This is a genomic window from Streptomyces sp. ICC1 (assembly GCF_003287935.1).
In the GTDB taxonomy this organism is placed as follows: domain Bacteria; phylum Actinomycetota; class Actinomycetes; order Streptomycetales; family Streptomycetaceae; genus Streptomyces; species Streptomyces tritrimontium.
This window is the reverse complement of the sequence record NZ_CP030287.1, coordinates 666,844-683,999: the sequence shown is the minus strand read 5'-3', so window position 1 is coordinate 683,999 and position 17,156 is coordinate 666,844. Positions and strand designations below refer to the sequence as shown.

Sequence of the window (17,156 nt, the reverse complement as noted above, 5' to 3'; positions counted from 1 at the left end):
TCGCAGTAGGGGCGGCCGAATGGCTGACGGGAATCCGCTCCGGTCATACCGGTGGTAGGAATAGGTCTGCTTAGACCCCGGGAAGGGATGTCTTTAGGGGCGCACTGCGTTCGACAGGTCGTCCAGGGCGTCTGCGAGGAGTGTCACGCGGCTGAAGAGGACCGCGGAGTCGGGGGTGTCACAGGGTGGGAGGGCGGCCCGTACCGGCGTCCAGTCCGGTACCTTCCGCTCGCGGATCTGCCTCGCCGCCTGCTCGGTCGCGGTGCGCAGTACGGCCGCCAGGTTGCCCGCGCCGGGGACGGGGGCCTGGCCACGCTCCGGCAAGTACGCCTCCAATAGCATCGCGTTGCGGCCCAGCAGGGCCAGAGCTTGGCCCGCGTCGTCGGCCGCGGCCCGGGACAGGCCGCGGTGGCGTACCGGTTCGCCTGAGGCCCGCTCCACCGCGTCATGCCAGGCGATGCGAGCCTCCCGTACGGCCAGCAGCGCCTCGCGCACGTCGGCTCGGCGGGCGCCCGGGGGATCTGCGTACTGGCTGAGAACGACGGCTGCGTAGCGCCCGTTCGCCGCCAGCCAGTCGGCGAGGCGAGGACGGAGCCGTGGGGTCTCCCAGGCCGGGTAGAGCGCGTACGCGGCCATGGCCAGGAGTCCGCCGATGAGGGTCAGCGCGACCCGGTCGGTCACGGTCTGGTCCCAGCGCCCTCCGGCCATGCCGAGGAGGAAGACGACGTACGCGGAGACGAAGACCTGCGAGACGGCGTAGCCGGTGCGCATCAGGACGTACACCAGGCCTGCACTGATCACCGCGAGGAACCCGGAGAGGTATGTGCCAGGCTGGGCGAGCTGCACGATGCCGGTGGCGAGGGCGACCCCGACGAGGGTGCCGCCGAAGCGGCCGACGGCGCGTGAATAGGTTTGAGTGAAGTCGGGGCGCATGACCATCACGGACGCCATGGGAGCCCAGTACGTGTGGCCGAAGGGCAGCGCGTGGCCGATGAGATAGCCGGCCGGGACGACCGCCGAGACCCGCATGGCGTGCCGGAAGACCGGTGAGGCGGGGCGCAGTTCGGCGCGGACTGCCTTCAGTGCGAGCGGGATCAGCCGGGGCAGCGTGGGCCGCAGCATCGCTTCTTCGGGAGGCGCGCTCCCTGTTCCAGGGGCGGCGGTTTCCAGCACATCGTCGAGCAGGGCGGCCAGGCGCCCGGCGGCCCGGTGCGCGGCCCCGGTCAGCAGGTCCCCGGTGTCGGACGACTTGAGCACGGCGAGGGCCGGCCCGGGGACTCCTACCGGCTGCCCGTGCCGGATCGCGTGGGCGGACGTGTCGAGCACCGTGGCGGCAGCCGCGAGGAGGTCACGCACCCGGTCGCGGGCCGGACCTTCTTCGGGGGCGCCTGCGGCGGGGTCGGCGAGCAGCGCCAACACCAGCCGGATATGTTCGGCGAGCCCGCGGGCGCCGTGCAGTTCGCCGGGGCGGCGGCGGGCCTGGCTGCGGGTGACTGCGGCCGCGGCGCGGGCGGTCATCAGCGGCTGCGGGTCGAAAGGGGCGACCGGGTCGTGGCGCAGCCGGCGGGCGTAGTCGGCCTCTGCGGCCAGGGCGTCCGCGAGGGCGTCGCGCTGCGCGCCCCATCGGCGGACCGGCAGCAGGACGATGAGGGCGGCCTGTACCACACCGCCCGCGGCGATCAGCGCGGCATGCCCGGCGGCCTGCGCGACGGAGGTCGGCAGGGTGACAGTGACCAGCAGGATCGCCACGTTGCTGGAGGCGATGATCCCAGTGGTCGGTCCGGCCACCCAGGCCATTGCGGCGGCGAAGGTCCACACCGTGAGCAGTGCGAGGACGGCCGCGGTGTGCGAGGAGCCGACGAGATAGCCGATGAACGTGCTGGCCGCGAGGGTCAGTCCGGAAGCGAGGGCAAGCACCGGGCGCGGGCGCCAGCTCTGCTGGAAGGTGGCGATGGCGGCCATGAAGGCGCCGAAGGCCGAGCTGGCGGCGGCGCCCGGGCCGAGCAGGGCCAGGCTGACACCGATGACGATCGCGAGCCCGGCGGCGCCGCGAAGTGCGATCAGCGGTTCCAGGCGGGTCCGCTCGACCTTCAATCCGGACCGGGCGGTCTCCTTCAGCGCCCTGAGCCAGCTCATATCCAGAGAGTAGTTGTGTTCAGGGATTTCTTCAGATTCCTACGGTTCGTCCGGATGGCGATTCCATGCGGTGATCAGCGCCCGCCCGCCCCCGCCTCAACGCAGAAGTGGCTCCTCGCCTCCTTCGTCGTGACCCCGACCACACTGACGCCGGGAGGTGGTGATTCACGAGTATGTACGGGGGAAGTCCGTGTCCGGCGCTCGAGCGGGAGGCACCTGGGCAGGATCCGCCTTTAGGACAGCAAGGCCGCCTTCACTGTCGAGCACGTCGAGCTGGAGTAAGTGGACACCCTGCGCCAGCGACAACGTAGCCCGCCCTCAGCCCGTACGGATTCCACGCTGCCACGGGCACTCACCACTCGCTCGGCTGGTCCTGTCTCCGCGTGGCCGCTCTCACACCGCCATTCCCGGGTGCACCACACGTGTCCGCGTCGCGTATCAGCCGAAAGGCGGAGGGTCGTCCCGAGATAAGGGGACTTTCGCATGGACTCCCATGCCGGGCCGGGGGGCAGGATCGGAGCGGGGGAGGGGCACCCTCTGAGGGCGCCCCTGCCGCGGCTGCGGCTGGCTCCTCCTCCACATCAAGGAATAGCTCATGCACCAGGGGACACCTATCCCTGCGCTGTCGCAGTCCTTTGCCGCACGCGCCCGTGACGACGTCGCCGACCTGATTCATCGGCAGGCTCCGCGCACGTCCGGTCGCGTAATCGACGATGCGCTCCTCGTCGTCTCGGAATTGGTCACCAACGCGGTTCGCCACGGGGGCGGGATCGCTGCCTTCGCTCCCATCATCCGGGGCAACCGGCTCGTGCTCCACGTAGCCGACCACAGCGAACAGCAGCCTGTCAGCCCGGATCGGACGCCGGAATGGCCAGCAGAGGGTGGGTACGGCTGGTCGATCGTCCGGAATCTCGCCGATTCGGTGAATGTCAGCCGTAGACCACAGGGCGGCAAGGACATCTGCGTCGCTCTCTCACTCCTTGGCCATGGAGGCACCAAGGCCGCAGAGATGAGCGGGCTCTGACGTGCAGTGAGCCGCCGGCGTGAGAAGGGTCGTTTGGCCGACGGCTGGAGGGCTGCGAACGGGCGCTCCGCACCCCAGGTCCTGGGCTGGAACGCTGGTCGGCGGTCCGGCGCAGCCCGAAGGGGTCGGGGTTCTTCGGGCGCTCAAGGAGGAGGACCTTGTCCTCGCGATTCCCTGGCGGCGTGTATCGGAGGGTGCGGGCGCTCCTGTCGCCGTACGCCCTCGCTTCGCCCGTCTCGGTCCGCGGCTATCTCAGGGGACACGCCGAAGAGGAAAAGCGCGAGGCCGTTTCCGCCCGCGGTCGACACCTCCTGCTGCATCTCAGGCTGCCCGCGTCCGGGGCGCTGGTCGTGACGCGGCCGGCCCAGCTTGCTGGTCACCCGACGCGTCCCCGACCAGTTCCGGAACCGGGAGTGCCCAAGGCCACAACCGGCCGGGCGCTCACGTTCCCTTCTCCGCCTGGATCCCGTGCCACGTAGGCTGCGGCCTGGGAGCGGCGCTCCATGCCCAGCTTGGAGAGCAGGCTCGAGACGTAGTTCTCACGGGCCGCGCCCCGGTCGGCCAGGGCCCGAAAACCTTGGTACCGATGACGTCCTCTTCGCCGAGGACGGGACCGTAGGCAGTGTGGGCGACCGGCCGCCAGAACACTTCCTTGAGAACATCGACTTCGCACGCGCCGCCGGTAAGTGGATCAGTTACCTGGAAACGGGCCGGCAGCGGGGCGATCTCGACCACGGCCACCTGCCAGCCCCGTCTCATGAGTCCGTCACACACGGTCGGGGTGATCTCCTCCATCGGGGTAGCGGACTCGGTGGCGACGTCCAGGTGGCTGACCCGCTCCAGGAGCTGGTGGGTCTGCACGGCGTAGCCGCCGGTAAGGACGAGAGGGAAGGGCGAGCCGAACGCGAGCACGTCGGCGAGCAGCCGGGCGTGCAGATCCGACATCTTCACGCCGCGGCCTACTCCCGCAGCTGGGGAAAGGCGTCCTCCCACACCTCCCGCACGGTGGGGCCGGTAAGGGTGCGCAGCACCGGCCACAGGCTGGAGAGCAGGTCGGCGTTCAGGAATCGGCACAGGTCCTCGTGGGTGCCCTCGGCGAGGACCGTCCGGTACAGGCCCATGCGCTGCCGCGGCTGGTCCAGGTCGAAGGCGCACAGCCCGGACCACACCACGTGCAGCGGGAGCTCGACGACCCCGTGCACGGGCCCGGTCAGCTCAGCCAGACGGGTCGGCAACCGCTGGGCGAACTTCACCCTGTACAGAGCCGCATCGTCACGCATCGGGGACAGACATGGCACCGAGCATCCCCCGACCTGACACCAAACTGCATCCCTCACCCGCAGAGATCAAGGTGTCACTACACAGCGCAGCCAGAGCGGACCGTACGTCACAAGGCTCTGTTGGTTGAGCATCGGGCCCGGCGGAGTCCGTCACCAGGGGTCGGCCTCGCTGTTGAAATACTCGTGGGCGAGGTAGCCCGGGTTGCCGGACTCGCTGAGTGCCAGCACCAGGTCCTCCTTGCTGCGGAAAATGGTGCAGCAGGCCGCCCTGGGTGATCTGGTAGTCGTCGTCGCGGCGCGCGCGGCCCGCGCCCTGGACGCCGGCTGCGACCAGTTCGCCGGCGAGCAGTGCGCGGAGGACGTGAACGAGACCCTCGCGGCCCCGTACGGCGAGGTCGTCGCCGACCCGGCCGAGGCGGACCTTAACGGTGCTGCGCCTGCGCACCCCGTACGAACCGCACGGACACGTCCTCGAGTCCTTTCTCTACTCGGGCTCGCTGGCCTTCCCTGAGCCGGAGCTCGCAGGTCCTGGTCCGGGCCTCCTGGACCGGGTCCCGACCCTGGTCTGCATCAACCTGGAGCCACTTGGTGATTCAGCGTGGGTGCGTCAAGGGCGTCAGGCGGCCGACGTGGAGGTGCTGCTCGTGCTCGACGACGTCGCGGAGGACGAAGCGACAGGAACAGCGGCAATGGTCAACATCGTGGGGCTGGCGAGATCGAGGCCGGCTCCGAGGCGCTGGGGGCCGCCGGCGAGGACGAGATCACGGTCCGGCTCGGGGACTTCGGCGCCAGCTTCGAACGCAGTGCCAGCAGGGTGACCAGGGCGAGCGCGGTGGCCGCCATGGGCACCAGGAAGCCGTACGAGGATCCGTTGGCGTCCGCCAGGCGGCCGGCCACGGTCACGGCGCCGGCCTGCCCGAAGGCGACCGCTCCGGTGAGCCAGGTGAAGGCCTCGGTCCGGGAGGCGGCCGGGACCAGTCGCTCGATCATCGTGTAGCCCGCGATCAGCGCGGGGGCGATGCACAAGCCCACCACCAGGCCGAGCGCGCCCAGCAGGATCGGGGAGTCCACGGCCCACAGCACGGACGCGGCGGCGGTGAGGCCGACGTAGCCCAGGAGCAGGCGGCGGCGCGGGCCGACCTTCCAGGCGATAGTGCCGCAGACTATGCCCGCGATCATGATGCCGCCCGCGAAGACGCCGTACAGCAGGCCGTTCGCGCCGGGGTTGCCGATCTCGTTGGAGAACGCGGCGAGCGAGATCAGCATGCCGCCGAAGACAGCGCCGATGCCGACGAAGGCCACGATCAGGACGCGCAGGCCGGGGAAGGACAGCGCGGAGGCATGCTTCTCACCGCCCGCGAGGCGGGGGACGGGCTTGGGCTGGGTGGAGCGCTGCGCGGCGAACAGCAGACCGCCGGCGAGCGTCAGGGCCGCCTCGGTGATCAGACCGGCCGAGGGATGGACCGAGGTGGACAGGAACGTCGTGAGGACCGGGCCGACGACGAAGGTGAGCTCGTCGGTGACGGACTCGAAGGCGGTGGCCGTGGGCAGCAGCGGGGAGCCCTCCAGCTTGGCGGCCCAGCGGGACCGGACCATGGGCCCGACCTGCGGGACCGAGGCACCGGCGGGAATCGCGGCCAGCGCGAGCGCCCACAGCGGCGCGCCGGCCAGGGCCAGCCAGGTCAGGGCGCTGACGGCGGCGGCGTGCGCGAAGACGACCGGGACCAGAACAGCGCTCTGGCCGCGCCGGTCGGCGAGCTTGCCGATCTGCGGGGCGCACAGGGCCATGGAGACACCGGTGACGGTGGCGACGATTCCGGCGTCACCGTACGAGCCGGTGGTGTGCTGGACGAGAAGGACGATGCCGATGGTCAGCATCGCGAAGGGCTGCCGGGCGGCGAACCCGGGGAGCAGGAAGCTGAGGGCGCCGGGCGTGCGAAGGAGCTGGCGGTAGCCGGGGCGGGCGTTCCCGTCGGTCGTGGCCGCGGTTGTCACGGGCTGGCCTTTCCGCTGCCTGGGAAAGCTCCCCGCCTGCCGGACAGTGCGCAGCCTTGTGAGCGAGTCGCACCCGTCCATGCGGGAGCCCCGAGAGCTGTCCTCTTGCGCAGAACCGAGTGCCGCCTGGGCGCCCACGTACTGGAGGGTGCCACGGCCGCTTTGCGGTCGCGCCAGCTCCGCGTCAGGCAGAGTTGGTTCGATGTGGCGTACCTTCATAATACAGGTAAATCCTTCAAGGTGTCTTGTGATTACACCCACAAACTGCACCTGCACCTGCGATTAGCTCGATTTTCACCTTCCAGGGGCCCAGAAGCAGGCCACCGGTCAACGCATAACTAGAAGTGGCTGAATATGAGCATCGATCTCAGGCGAAGCCCGTCAGGACAACCCTCCAGAAGCCCCTCCGACTTGTGATGGCCATGGTCAATCCCCGGGATTTCTGTGGAGATCTGACCGGGGTGGGTGCTTCCTTACACCAGGTGGTGGTGGCTGTTCGACGGCCGCAGACACCGTGACCCTGGTACCTGACCCCACCCCCTGGGCGGGGCCATTCCGCGTTACCGGATTCCGGGGGCGGGAGAGTGGGGCGCATACAGTCGGCACGCCCTGAGGGCAGCAGGGTCAATGTGTTCTCGACGTCGTCGACGTCGTCGACAGCGTCAGGCTGTCGGAGGCGGACGGTCCTGATGGCTGGGAAGTCCAGACCAGTGCATCCCCGTGATATCACCAGCCGGTGATCGCGCCCCCAGCCACTGATCCGACCGGGGCCTACCGTTCGCGACGGTCCGTCGGCCCTTCTTCCTGCGTCGACGTCGGCTCGTGGTGTTCGCGTTGAGTGAGGAGGTCCTGGAGCTGGGTGATGATCTGGGCGGCGCGGTCCTTGCCGGTGGGGATGTCGGAGCCGCGGAGGGCGTCGGTGACGCTTTGGAGCTGGGCCGTGACGTCTCTCTCGTAGGCCTGTTCGTCTTCGATGATGCCTCCGGGTTGGCGTAGGCCGACGGTCTTGTCGATGACTTTGCCGATGGCGGCGGTCATGACGAAGGAGAAGAGTCCGAGGACGACGACGGCGATGAGCTGTCGGCCCAGGAGGTCCCAGGATCCTCCGTAGAAGAGGCCTTTCTTGCCGGTGACGGCGCCGGTGGCGGCGAGGCCGGCCATCACCATGCCGAACAGGCCGCCCCAGCCGTGGATGCCGACGACGTCGAGGGTGTCGTCGACGCCGAGGCGGTACTTCCAGCTGATGGCGAAGGCACAGGTCAGACCGGCGAGGAAGCCGGTGATCGTGGCCCAGACGGGGGTGATGCCTGCGGCCAGCGGGGTCATGGAGACCATGCCGGTTACAGCGCCCATGCACATGTCGAGGAGGGTGACATGCCGGGTGCGCCAGAAGCTGGTGACCGCCCAGCCCGCCATCGCGGCTCCGGCGGCGAACTGGGTGTTGAGGAGCGCCATGGCAGTGGAGCCGGGCCCGGTGAGGTAGGAGCCGGCGTTGAAGCCAAACCAGCCAAACCACAGCAGGGCCAAGCCGATCACGACGAGCGGCAGGTTGTGCGGTCGGATGGTCTGGCGCTCGAAGTCCTTGCGTTTTCCGGCGACGATGGCGAGGGCGAGGCCGGCGGCGCCGGAGCTGAGTTCGACGACGGTGCCGCCGGAGAAGTCGACGGCGCCGACCTGGCGGGCGACCCAGCCTGCGGGGTCGAAGACCCAGTGCGCCATGGGGATGTAGACGAGCAGGGTCCAGACGATGACGAAGACGATCCAGCCGCCCATCTTTGCGCGCCCCGCGACCGAGCCGCTGATCAGGGCGACGGTGACGATGGCGAAACACATGTGGAACATGGAGTAGATGACAGTTGGCACGTCGCCGGTCTTGCTGGTCAGGCCGATGCCGTGCATGAAGGCGTGATCGAGGGTGCCGATGACGCCGAGGCCTCCCGCATCGGGGCCGAAGGCGAGGGTGTAGCCGACGGCCCACCAGATGAGGGTGACGAAGGCGACGCACACGAAGCACATCTTGAGCATGGCGATGATCTGACCGGTCTTGACCATGCCGCCATAGAAGAAGGCCAGTCCCGGGGCCATGAGGAGGACCATGGCACTGGCCATCATCAGCCAGGCGGTGTTGCCGGAGTCGAAGAGGGTGTTCATGACTGGACCTCACATGGGAGGGGCACGGCGGGCCGTCGGCGGGTGATCACTTCTCGCGCTCCCGTCGCTCCAGGACGTGGAGGACGTCGCTGAGGAGTCCGGTTTCGTCCCGGCGGTCCGCGACCGCGACGGTGGCGGTTGCGTGTGGAGCGTCGAGGCGGGCCTGGATCTCATCCAGCGTCGCGTTGTCGTAGGCGATCTCCTCCTCCCTCCCGGGGACGTCCTCGTACTCCTCCCGGGTACGGAAGCCGACCGTGCCGTCGATGGCCTTGGCGATGAGCCAGGTAACGACGAAGGAGTAGGTGCCGCAGGCCAGTACGGCGACGGCCTGGCGCCAGAGCAGGTCGAGGCCGCCGCCGTAGAAGAGGCCCTTCTTTCCACTCATCGCGGCCGTGGCGAAGAAGCCGATGGACAGTACGCCGACGATGCCGCCCCAGCCGTGGACGCCGACCACATCGAGGGTGTCGTCGACACCGATGCGGTACTTGAGGTTGATGGCGAAGGCGCAGACGACGCCTGCGGTGAAGCCGATACAGACGGCGCCCAGAGAGGAGACCTCACCGCAGGCCGGGGTGATGGCGACCATTCCGGCGACGGCGGCCGAGGCCACGCCCAGCATTTCGACTTTGCCGTGCTGGAACCGTTCGACGATGGGCCAGCCGATCATCGCCGCGCAGGCGGCGAGCTGGGTGTTGAGGAAGGCGGTGGGCGCTCCGCCCGCGTCCTGGAGGGCGGAGCCGGCGTTGAAGCCGAACCAGCCGAACCACAGGAGCGCCAGGCCGATCACGACGAGCGGCAGGTTGTGCGGGCGGATCGGCTGTCGCTCGAAGTCTCTTCGTTTGCGCAGGGCGATGGCCACGGCCAGGCCGGCGGCGCCGGAGTTGAGCTCGACGGGCAGGCCGCCGGCGAAGTCGAGAGCGCCCAGGTCGGCCTGGATCCAGCCGTCGGGGGCGAACACCCAATGTGCCATGGGCACGTACACGAGCAGCGCCCAGACGACGACGAAGACGAGCCAGCCCCGCATGGTGGCCCGGCCGGCGATGGAGCCACTGATCAGCGCGACGGTGATGATCGCGAAGGACATCTGGAAGCAGGCGAAGACGGTGGCCGGGATGGTGTTGTGCAGCTCGTTCATCCCGACACCGCGGAAGAAGACGTGGTCGAGGTTGCCAAGCAAGCCGGCGCCGATGTCGGGGCCGAAAGCCAGCGAGTAGCCGACCGCGAGCCACAGGAGTGTGACCAGCGCAAGGCAGGCGAAGCTCATCTTGAGCATCACCAGGACGTGCTGGGTGCGGACCATCCCGCCGTAGAAGAAGGCGAGGCCGGGGGTCATCAGCAGCACCATCGCGGTGCTGGTCATGAGCCAGGCACTGTCGCCGGTGTCGAGGGAAGCGGCCAAGAGCAAGGGGGTACTCCCGTGGAGTGCGGCGGCCCCCGGCCGCCGGCCGGGGCGGGTCGGTCAGGTCTTTCGCATGGCGGGTGCGGGCACGCCGATCAGCAGCCGCCGCACCGCGTCCCAGACCGCCGTCAGCGCCCGGGTCACCGCCTCGGTGCGGTCACCCAGGACACGGACCCAGGCTCCGCACTCCTGCGGCAGCACGCTGACGCCGTAGGCGAGTTCCGTCCCGGCCAGGGTGCCGTGGAGCAGGTTGGCCAGCTCGCGGGCGGGCGCGAGCGGGCTCACGGCGAAGAAGCAGGCCATCACGGAGTGGCCAGCCAGCACGGCGGGTCCGTCGACAGCGCAGTCGCCGGGCCCGCCGGGCTCCAGTCGCACGGTGTCCAGAGCCACCAACTCGCCGCCGGGCCTGCGCAGTTCGAGGTCGGAGGCGAAAACCTGGTAGGCGTTGCGCTCTCCGTGCGCCAGTCGGCCGGTCAGGACGGTCTCGCTCGCCAGCACGGTGGCGGTGGGGTCGGCGGTGATCACCGTGCGCTGGTAGAAGCGCGAGTCGACGTAGGGGATGACCGGGTCCGGGAGGTACTCCACGTACGCGTCCGGTCCGGCGGTCAGGAAGGTCTGCGCGACGGCGTAGTCGTGCTCCATCCGGTAGACCTTGGTGGCCGCCTGAGTGGTCACGTGCCCCGAGGTGCCCGGGCCGAAGGTCAGGTCGGTGCGCAGCCGGTCGGCCTGCACGACGCCGCCGCCGGTCGACATCAGGAAGGTGATCGGGAGATCGGGGCGGTACGGGTCGAAGTACAGCGGCCGCATGATCTGCAGCGGGGACTTCTGGTAGTGCCGCACCAGCTCGGTCCGCCCGCCGACCCGCTCGAAGCCCAGCTCCAGCAGGCCGACCTTGCCCGGTCGCCCGACGCCCAGGGTGTCCGGCGCGGAGGCGTGCCGGAGCACCTCGAGGGGGACGCGCGGGGGCTCGTAGTGGGCCCCGTCCAGCCGCGCGGGCGGGATGAGGGTGTGGGGCGGGTCGGCCACGACGCTCACGCCGGTACCCGGCGGAAGGACTCGATGAAGGTCGCGATCTCCTCCAGTCCCTGCCCGGTGAGGCAGTTGGTCAGGACGACGGGGCGCCCCTCGCGCACGTGGTGGGCGTCGCGCTCCATCACTCCGAGGTCGCAGCGCACGTACTGGGCAATGTCGATCTTGTTGATGACCAGCAGGTCGGACTCGGTGATGCCGGGGCCGCGCTTGCGGGGCATCTTCTCGCCCTCGGCGGTGTCCAGGACGAAGAGGAAGAGGTCGACCAGGACCGGGCTGAAGGTGAGGGTGAGGTTGTCGCCGCCCGACTCGTAGAGCAGGGTGTCGACATCGGGGAACCGCTCCAGCATCTCGGCGCCCGCGGCCAGGTTCATCGTCGGGTCGTCGCGCACGGCGGTGTGCGGGCACGCGCCGGTCTCCACGCCCACGACGCGCTCGGGGTCGAGCACCCCGGCCAGGGTGCGGCGTACGTGATGGGCGTCCTCCTGGGTGTAGATGTCGTTCGTGATCACGGCGGGCCGGTGGCCGCGCGCGATGAGCACCGGCACCAGGGCCTCGATCAGCGCCGTCTTGCCGGAGCCGACGGGGCCGCCGACGCCGACGCGCAGGACGTTGTCCTCGTTCATCACAAGTCACATGCCTTCTGGATTTCGGATTTCGGATTCCGGATAACAAGGGTCGAGCGGGTTGGAGTACCTGCCGGTTGGCGATCCGGCGCATCTCAGGTGGCGAACAGCCGTGCCTCTGCCCGCTCGTGACGGCCCGACATCACATCTGCCATCGGAACGCACCCGCCGAGATCTGCGAGTTCGCGGCGCAGGGCGGCCTCCGCCACCTCCTCGATGACGGGTGCGATCCCGCGCAGCACCACCTGTGCCTTGCGGTGGTCCGTGAGCCGCAGCCGCAGCGCGGCGCCGGTGAAGCTGGCCGAGTACGCGAACAGATCGCTCACGACAGCCTGTTCGGCCGGGACCCCGGCGGCCGCGTACGCGACCCCGGCGGCCACGGCCTGCGAGCCGGGAGCCCGCTTGGCGGCCACGAGCTCCGCGTACCGTTCGAGGGGCTCCCCGCCGACGCACTCACGGGCGATGTCCAGCAACTGGCGGCCGGTACGGGTGGCGGCGCGGCGCAGCCCCTCGTTCAGCTTGGCCGCGTTCAGCCGCTGGTCGGTCTCGGCCAGCGCCTCCCAGTCCCCGGCCAGCGCGGCCCGGTGGGCCAGCGCCAGCGCGGTGGCGTCGGAAGGCCCCACCGAATGCCGCAGCAGGTCGGCCAGCAGCCCCGGTACGCCCTCGGGGGTCACGGCCTTGGCCTGGGCGTAGCCCTCCAGGCCGTGGGAGAGCGTGTAGAAGCCGCTGGGAAAGGCCGAGTCGGTGAGCTGGAGGCTGACCAGCAGGGCCTGTACCGAAGCCACGGCCAGGGGTTTCACGGCATTGCTCATACCAGGTAGAACAGGTGGTTCAGGGGAAGTTCCCGAGCCGGTTCGATGGTGGCCGGCACCCCGTCGAGGGCGACCTTGTAGGTCTCCGGGTCGACAGTGATCTCCGGGAGGGCGTCGTTGCGGACCATGTGCTGCTTGCCGACCGTGCGGCAGTGCCTGACCGGCAGGACCCTGCTGTCCAGGCCGAGCTTCTGCGGAACGCCGAGGTCGATGGCGGCCTGTGACATGAAGGAGACCCGGGTGGCCTGCTTGGCCTTGCCGTACGCGCCGAACATCGGCCGGTAGTAGACCGGTTGCGGGGTCGGGAGCGAGGCGTTCGGGTCACCCATCAGCGCCCAGTTGATCAGTCCGCCCTTGATGACCATCTTCGGCTTGGCGGCGAAGGAGCCGATCGGCCACAGCACGACGTCGGCGAGCTTGCCCGCCTCCAGGGAGCCGATGTGGTCGGCCGTGCCCGAGGCGATCGCCGGGTTGATCGTGATCTTGGCGAGGTAGCGCAGTACGCGGAAGTTGTCGTTGCGCTCGGTGTCGCCGTCGAGCTTCCCGCGCTGGTCCTTGCAGTGGTGCGCGGTCTGGAAGGCCCTGGTCCAGGACTCGCCGATCCGCCCCATGGCCTGGGAGTCGGAGGAGAAGATCGAGATGACCCCCTCGTCGTGCAGCACGGTCTCGGCGGCGATCGTCTCGGCGCGCACCCGGGAGTCCGCGAAGGAGACGTCCTCCGGGATGTCGTGCGAGAGGTGGTGGCAGACCATCACCATGTCGAGCAGCTCGTCGACGGAGTTCACCGTGTACGGCAGCGTCGGGTTGGTCGAGGACGGCAGGACGTTGGGTTCGCCCGCGACCCGCATGATGTCGGGAGCGTGACCGCCGCCCGCGCCCTCGGTGTGGAAGGTGTGGATGGTGCGCCCGTCGATGGCCGAGCGGGTGTCCTCGAAGAAGCCGGACTCGTTCAGGGTGTCGGTGTGCACCGCGACCTGGACGTCGTAGGCGTCGGCCACGTCCAGGGCCTTGCTCAGGGCCGCGGGGGTGGTGCCCCAGTCCTCGTGCACCTTCAGGCCGCAGACGCCCGCCTCGACCTGCTCGATCAGCGCTTCCGGCAGCGAGCCGTTGCCCTTGCCCAGCAGGCCGACATTGACCGGCATGTCCTCGACGGCCTGGTACATCCGGCCGATGTTCCACGGTCCCGGCGTGCACGTGGTGCCGTTGGTGCCGTCGGAGGGGCCGGTGCCGCCGCCGATGAGCGTGGTGATGCCGTTGGACAGACCGTGCTCGGCCTGCTGCGGGGCGATGAAGTGGATGTGGGTGTCGATGCCGCCGGCCGTGGCGATCAGGTGCTCGCCGGAGATGACCTCGGTGCCGGGCCCGATGACCAGCTTGGGGTGGACCCCGGACTGGGTGTGCGGGTTGCCGGACTTGCCGAGACCCGCGATGAACCCGTCCTTGATGCCGAGGTCGCCCTTGACCACACCCAGGATCGCGTCCATGACCACCACGTTGGTGATGACCAGGTCGAGGGCCCCCTGCAGGTTCGTGGCCTGCGGGTCCTGGGCCATGCCGTCGCGGATGCCCTTGCCGCCGCCGTAGACGGCCTCGTCGCCGTAGTGGCCCTCGTTGTGGTCCTTCTCGACCTCGACGACCAGATTGGTGTCCGCCAGGTGGAAGCGGTCGCCGACGGTCGGACCGAACAGGTCGGTGTACTGCTTGCGGCTCAGGACAGCCATCTCTACTTGTCGCCCTTCTTGTGGGACTTGCTCTTCTTGCCGTCCTCGGCCTTGGCGTCGTGGCTGTCCCCGGCGCCGGCCGCGCGGGGCTCGGTCTCGGCGTGGACGTCCTCGATGCGGGCGCCCTTGAAGCCGAGTTCGACCGCCCGGCGCAGCGCGCGGATGCGGGTGTCGGCGGAGCCGAGACCGCCGTCGACGAGGGAGCTGAAGCCGATGAGGCGGCCGTGGCCGCTGTAGGCGGTGAGTTCGACCTCGCGGGTGTCGCCCGGCTCGAAGCGGACGCCGGTGCCGGCGGGGAGGTCGAGGTGCATGCCGTAGGCGGCGTTGCGGTCGAAATCGAGTGCTCGGTTGACCTCGAAGAAGTGGTAGTGCGAGCCGACCTGGACGGCGCGGTCACCGGTGTTGGAAACGGTGACCTTGGCCTTGCGGCGGCCGGCGTTGATCTCTACGGAGCCTTCGCCGTAAAGGTATGTGGCGCCACCTGACATGGTGGTACTTCCCTTCCGGAGGGGGACTGGGGGGTGCGTGCCGTCTCAGACGTGCGAGTGATCGTGCCCGTGCTCGGGGGTGGCTGTGGGCCCGTGGGTGTGGTGGCCGCCGGGGCCGTGGGTGTGGGCGAAGCCGTGCCCGTGTTCGGCGTCCAGGCCTGCCGCGATGCCGTCGTCGCCATGGGCCAGTCGATGGAGGGCGTCGGCGCAGCGGGCGCTGAGGATCCCGTCGACCGCTGCCCGGCTCAGCAGCGGGCCGAGGTCCGTGGTGTCCGGTGTGTCGGTGACGGCCCCGGGCGGGGGCGGCCCGAATGCCGCGCGCACGGTGGCGATACGGTCGGCGCCCAGGAGACGGCAGCGATCGATGCCTTCCGCGACGTCGGGGTCACCGCAGTCGAAGGCGACTTCCACCCATCGGTGGTGGCCGTACTGGCGCACCAGGCGGGCGACACGGAACAGGTCCGCGTCCTCGAACGGACCGGCCGCCGGCGCGGTGACCAGGACGGCCGTAGCGGCGGTGCGCGGTGCGCCGCCCGCTGCGGCCCGTAGCCAGCCCACCAGGTGGTCCATGCTGCCGAACGGATCGGACAGGACGATCCGGCCCCGGTTCGCCTCCCCGTCCTGGGCGATCCACTGGAGGGAGCGAGCAGTGTCGGCAACCAGCCTGGGGTCGCGGCCGAGGGTCATCGGCACCACACACACCCGGTCCTGGCCACTGTCGGCCAGGACGCGCCGCACCATTTCAGTGAGGGGGCGTCCGGCACCGGTCACTTCACGCCCCCCGGGAGCAGCCCACGCCGCCAGGTCCGCTCCCCCGCGGCTTTCGTGTCCGCCGACCAGGACCACGTGCCCTGTCCGGCTCGGTACCGGTGTCCAGGCGGGGAGGGTGGTCGTCACGCGCCGACCGGATCGTGGCAGGAGACCAGCTTGGTGCCGTCGACGAACGCGGCCTCGACCTGCAGCAGCGGCAGCATGCCGCGGACGCCGTTCATGACGTCCGCGCCGCTGACCACCTGCTTGCCCAGTTCCATGCACTCGGCCACGGTCTTGCCGTCTCGCGCGCCCTCCAGGATGGCCTCGCTGATCAACGCGCAGGCTTCGCTGAAGTTGAGCTTGACGCCCCGGTCCCGCCGCTTACGCGCCAGGTCGGCCACGACGTAGATCCAGAGCTTGTCCATCTCACGGGGAGCGAGATTCATCGGCCACACTCACTTTCAGGCACGTTTCGGACACTTCAGGGGCCTCCGGGCTCTGGGGAGGCCGGATCAGGAACACAGGTGCGGTTCAGAGGTGGTTCACGTGCGGCGCAGCCGGGGGATAGCCGGGACCGCAGCGAGGAAGACGATGGACGTCAGGACGAACGGCCAGGTGAAGGTGTGACCGCCGAAGGGCCCGAAGAAGGAGTTCATCGCCGAGGTCAGCGCGGTCGCCGCGCCGGCGCCCGCGACCGCGTAGGCGAAGCTGACGGCGCTGGGAGCGACGAACACCCCGCACAGCGCCATGGCAACCAGCACCGCGTTGTAGCCCATCAGTCCCTGGGCGACGCCCGCGGCCGGGGCGCCAAGCATCCAGGAGACGAGCAGACCAGTCGCACTGCCGACGCAGGCCATCGCCCCGGCCAGCCGGTTCGCCACGAAAATCCCGGCCAGGAAGAGCAGCCCGACGTACCACTGCGGCATGAAGAAGATCTGGCCGACATTCGCCAGAAAACCGTGCCAGATGTCGCTCCAGCTGAGCGAGCTGGTTCCGCTGGCGGCTTCAGGAAGGGCCGCGAGGTCTTGGCCCGCGTGCCACACATTCGCGAAGCCGGGTGCCGCGACGGTCATGACGGACGCCACCAGGCAGAAGGGCAGAGTAAAGGTGGGAAGGTTCCACGAGCTCATGAACGTCGCCACCGCTGATGTCACCACGACCACCAGACTCGAACCGGCCACGGCGAGAAGAAAGGTGGAGAGATGGCCGGCACCGAGAAAGACAGCGAAGGCCGTGGCGACCAGACAGCCGTTGAAGCCGCGCAGACCCGCGGCGACCAACTTGCGGTCGATGCCGAGCAGATAGGCGGTCGCGGTTCCCACCGCGGCGCCGAGCAGCCCGTACAGGCCGAACTGCCAACCCGACGCGAACAACGCCGCGACGAAGAACAACCCGCACAGGGCGCTCGGCATGAAGTCCACCTGGGCAACACCCCGCAGGACCTCCAGCACGAACTTCATCGGCTGCCGATCAGCCAGACCGGAGGCGGAGGGACCGGACCCCTGCGGGTCCGTCACAGCATCAGGTGTTACAGCCACCGTACGCACCCCTGGTGAATCGTTCGCCGGGCCGCCACGAACACGGCGCGCCTGGACACCAAAGCCGTCCCGGAGCGTCACAAAGTGAGGCGGCGAATCAAGACGCTAACACCACACGCAGAATATCCAAGTCCGGCATGCCGCCATTCGGCCGATCCGAAAAGGAATCAATAATTACGACTATTACCGCCCCCACTATTGCGA

15 protein-coding genes and 1 pseudogene are annotated in these 17,156 nt (G+C 69.5%); 2 read left to right on the top strand and 14 right to left on the bottom strand.

Annotation, left to right across the window (positions count from 1 at the left end; genetic code table 11):
• Nucleotides 1–93: 93 nt before the first annotated feature.
• Nucleotides 94–2,136, bottom strand: coding sequence for an FUSC family protein (locus DRB96_RS03170; RefSeq protein ID WP_112446660.1), 2,043 nt, complete (start codon nucleotides 2,134–2,136; stop codon nucleotides 94–96).
• Between the two features lie 595 nt (nucleotides 2,137–2,731).
• On the opposite strand from DRB96_RS03170, the gene DRB96_RS03165 reads away from it, so the two are divergent.
• Nucleotides 2,732–3,160, top strand: a complete 429-nt coding sequence (locus tag DRB96_RS03165; RefSeq protein ID WP_239516009.1) for an ATP-binding protein — start codon at nucleotides 2,732–2,734, stop codon at nucleotides 3,158–3,160.
• A gap of 376 nt (nucleotides 3,161–3,536) precedes the next feature.
• Here the strand turns inward: DRB96_RS03165 and DRB96_RS44230 are convergent.
• Together DRB96_RS44230 and DRB96_RS03155 are read right to left on the bottom strand one after the other, a co-directional pair.
• Nucleotides 3,537–4,105 (bottom strand): annotated as a pseudogene (locus DRB96_RS44230) (hypothetical protein).
• Between the two features lie 14 nt (nucleotides 4,106–4,119).
• Nucleotides 4,120–4,440: a transcriptional regulator gene (locus DRB96_RS03155; RefSeq protein ID WP_112446659.1), complete on the bottom strand. Its 321-nt coding sequence runs from the start codon at nucleotides 4,438–4,440 to the stop codon at nucleotides 4,120–4,122.
• Nucleotides 4,441–4,678: 238 nt separating this feature from the next.
• Between DRB96_RS03155 and DRB96_RS03150 the strand changes: the two genes are divergently transcribed.
• On the top strand, nucleotides 4,679–4,951 hold the full coding sequence (locus DRB96_RS03150; RefSeq protein WP_162688466.1) for a hypothetical protein: 273 nt from the start codon (nucleotides 4,679–4,681) through the stop codon (nucleotides 4,949–4,951).
• A 182-nt stretch (nucleotides 4,952–5,133) separates the two neighbouring features.
• Here the strand turns inward: DRB96_RS03150 and DRB96_RS03145 are convergent, their stop codons facing one another.
• The 11 genes from DRB96_RS03145 to DRB96_RS03095 all read right to left on the bottom strand — a co-directional run bounded on the left by DRB96_RS03145 (nucleotide 5,134) and on the right by DRB96_RS03095 (nucleotide 16,874).
• Complete coding sequence (locus tag DRB96_RS03145; protein ID WP_239516008.1) at nucleotides 5,134–6,435, bottom strand: MFS transporter; 1,302 nt, start codon at nucleotides 6,433–6,435, stop codon at nucleotides 5,134–5,136.
• Nucleotides 6,436–7,206: 771 nt separating this feature from the next.
• Entirely contained in the window at nucleotides 7,207–8,586 is a 1,380-nt protein-coding gene (locus DRB96_RS03140) for an ammonium transporter (RefSeq protein ID WP_112446656.1), read from the bottom strand.
• Between the two features lie 46 nt (nucleotides 8,587–8,632).
• Entirely contained in the window at nucleotides 8,633–9,985 is a 1,353-nt protein-coding gene (locus DRB96_RS03135; RefSeq protein WP_275431878.1) for an ammonium transporter, read from the bottom strand.
• Nucleotides 9,986–10,045: 60 nt separating this feature from the next.
• Nucleotides 10,046–11,020: an urease accessory protein UreD gene (locus DRB96_RS03130; protein WP_239516007.1), complete on the bottom strand. Its 975-nt coding sequence runs from the start codon at nucleotides 11,018–11,020 to the stop codon at nucleotides 10,046–10,048.
• Entirely contained in the window at nucleotides 11,017–11,640 is a 624-nt protein-coding gene (ureG, locus tag DRB96_RS03125; protein ID WP_112453172.1) for an urease accessory protein UreG, read from the bottom strand. Before ureG ends, DRB96_RS03130 begins: the two co-directional genes overlap by 4 nt.
• A gap of 95 nt (nucleotides 11,641–11,735) precedes the next feature.
• Nucleotides 11,736–12,452: an urease accessory UreF family protein gene (locus DRB96_RS03120; RefSeq protein ID WP_112446655.1), complete on the bottom strand. Its 717-nt coding sequence runs from the start codon at nucleotides 12,450–12,452 to the stop codon at nucleotides 11,736–11,738.
• Nucleotides 12,449–14,173, bottom strand: coding sequence for an urease subunit alpha (gene ureC, locus DRB96_RS03115; protein WP_112446654.1), 1,725 nt, complete (start codon nucleotides 14,171–14,173; stop codon nucleotides 12,449–12,451). The genes DRB96_RS03120 and ureC overlap by 4 nt, the downstream gene beginning before the upstream one ends.
• Before the next feature lie 2 nt (nucleotides 14,174–14,175).
• On the bottom strand, nucleotides 14,176–14,661 hold the full coding sequence (locus DRB96_RS03110; protein WP_112446653.1) for an urease subunit beta: 486 nt from the start codon (nucleotides 14,659–14,661) through the stop codon (nucleotides 14,176–14,178).
• Between the two features lie 45 nt (nucleotides 14,662–14,706).
• Nucleotides 14,707–15,402, bottom strand: a complete 696-nt coding sequence (locus tag DRB96_RS03105) for a hypothetical protein (protein ID WP_112446652.1) — start codon at nucleotides 15,400–15,402, stop codon at nucleotides 14,707–14,709.
• Between the two features lie 152 nt (nucleotides 15,403–15,554).
• Entirely contained in the window at nucleotides 15,555–15,860 is a 306-nt protein-coding gene (locus tag DRB96_RS03100) for an urease subunit gamma (RefSeq protein ID WP_112446651.1), read from the bottom strand.
• A gap of 96 nt (nucleotides 15,861–15,956) precedes the next feature.
• On the bottom strand, nucleotides 15,957–16,874 hold the full coding sequence (locus DRB96_RS03095) for an urea transporter (RefSeq protein ID WP_112446650.1): 918 nt from the start codon (nucleotides 16,872–16,874) through the stop codon (nucleotides 15,957–15,959).
• Nucleotides 16,875–17,156: the final 282 nt, after the last annotated feature.